The following is a 1,931-nucleotide window of genomic DNA, read 5'->3' as shown; positions in this document are numbered from 1 at the left end:
CCAGCAGGAGCACGCCATTGTTCTCGGCCGCCTGGCCAAGTTTCCAGAAGCGGAACAGGCGGTTGGCGTAGGGCTCGATCTCCTCGCCATCGAGGCTGGGGATCGTCGCGACGACGATCTGGTCGGAACCTTTTGTCTCGAAGTCGGCGAGCTTCCGCGTCAGCGCCGCCTTGGTCGCGGCATCGATGATGCCGGCATTGTCGACGACACGGCCGGTCAGCGCCGGCAGGTCGGCCGCGTAGGCCATGACGCAGGAGAACAGCACGACCGCGGCAATCAGGACAGCCGAGGCGAGGCGGTCGCGTTTCGACAGGCTGATGCTGGGTATCGTCATGCCATCACCAGCTTCCCGACGAGCCGCCGCCGCCGGACGAACCGCCGCCGCCGGAAAAGCCTCCACCGCTGCTTGACCCCGAAGACCAGCCGCCGCTGGAACTTCCCGACGACCAGCCACTACGGGAGGATCGCCGGCTTGGCTCGAAGGTCATGCCGAGCCAGCGGTAACGGCCGGGACCAAGCTTCTGGCCGAAGATCGGCGGCAAGATGGAGACAGCAAGACTGCCGACCATAATGGTTATCCATATGCCGATGAACACGGTGAAGAACAGGTCGTCGGACTCGAAGGGCGCCTGCTGGTTGCGCTCGCCGCGCGCCTCCAGCTCCTCCGGATTGCCTTCCAGCACCATGACCATGTCGTCGACGGCTTTGCTGATGCCGCCGGAGAAATCGCCGGCGCGGAACGCCGGCACCATGTCGTTTTCAATGATCAGCTTGGTGTGCAGGTCGGTCAGCGTACCTTCCAGCCCATAACCGACCTCGATGCGCATCTTGCGGTCGTTCGGCGCAACCAGCAGCAGCACGCCGTTGTTTTCCTTCGCCTGCCCAAGTTTCCAGAAGCGGAACAGGCGGTTGGCGTAAGGCTCGATCTCCTCGCCCTCAAGGCTCGGGATCGTCGCCACGACGATCTGGTCGGAGCCTTTTGTCTCGAAATCGGCAAGCTTCCGTGTCAGCGCCGCCTTGGTCGCGGCATCGATGATGCCGGCATTGTCGACGACACGGCCGGTGAGCGCGGGGAGATCGGCGGCGAGGGCGGTGAAGGGGAGGAAGAGGAGGCTTAGAAGAGCGAAAAGGAACCCTAGGCTTGCATTCCGGGCCCCCCCCCTCTGCCCTGCCGGGCATCTCCCCCTCAAGTGGGAAGATTGGCCGCCATCTCCGCTTTCTCCAATTTTCAACGTCGCAAGATCGGCGTCAGCGCCGAAGCTGCCAATCTCCCCCCTTGAGGGGGGTGAGGACTGATCCGCGTAGCGGACGGGAAGCCAATTGCTTGGCTTTCCGAACGACGAACGCCCGAAGCGGCAGCGAAGGGCCGGTTCCGGTAGGACAGAGGGGGGTGTTTGCACGCCAGCAGCCCGTCATTTCGCGGGATTTATTCCGATGACAGTCGACGTTCACCCGCCCTGCTTCGTGCCGAAATCGACCTTCGGCGGCTGCATCTTGTCTTCGGCGACAGTGAAATTGGCAAAGGGCTCATTGCCGCGGAACCAGAAGGTCGCCCACAGCACCGAGGGGAAGGTCCTCAGCGTCAGATTGTAGTCCCTGACCGCCTGGATGTAGTCGCGCCGCGACACCGCGATGCGGTTCTCGGTGCCTTCGAGCTGGGCTTGCAGCGCCAGGAAATTCTGATTGGCCTTGAGGTCGGGATAGGCCTCCGAGACCGCGATCAGCCGCGACAGCGCGCTGGTCAGCCCCGCCTGGGCATCCTGAAACTTCTTGAGGGCTTCGGGATCCTTCAGCGTTTCCGGTGTTACCGTGATCTGCGTTGCCTTGGCGCGTGCCTCGACCACCGCGTCGAGCGTATCCTTTTCGTGCGAGGCATAACCCTTCACCGTCTCGACCAGATTGGGGATGAGGTCGGCGCGGCGCTGATACTG

Annotated in this window: 3 protein-coding genes; all 3 read right to left on the bottom strand. The window is 63.4% G+C overall.

Annotated features, from left to right (window positions below):
• Nucleotides 1–247, bottom strand: a 247-nt coding sequence (locus EN749_RS34910) for a TPM domain-containing protein (RefSeq protein WP_245491572.1), incomplete at its 3' end; no start/stop codon positions are given.
• 91 nt (nucleotides 248–338) lie between these two features.
• Nucleotides 339–1,190 (bottom strand): YgcG family protein, encoded by an 852-nt coding sequence (locus EN749_RS34905; protein ID WP_127808778.1) that lies wholly within the window; start codon nucleotides 1,188–1,190, stop codon nucleotides 339–341.
• A gap of 258 nt (nucleotides 1,191–1,448) precedes the next feature.
• On the bottom strand, nucleotides 1,449–1,931 hold a 483-nt coding region (locus EN749_RS34900; RefSeq protein WP_145991153.1), incomplete at its 5' end, for a LemA family protein.

Source organism: Mesorhizobium sp. M7A.F.Ca.ET.027.02.1.1 (assembly GCF_004022985.1).
Classification (GTDB): domain Bacteria; phylum Pseudomonadota; class Alphaproteobacteria; order Rhizobiales; family Rhizobiaceae; genus Mesorhizobium.
This window is presented reverse-complemented; position numbering and strand designations above follow the sequence as displayed.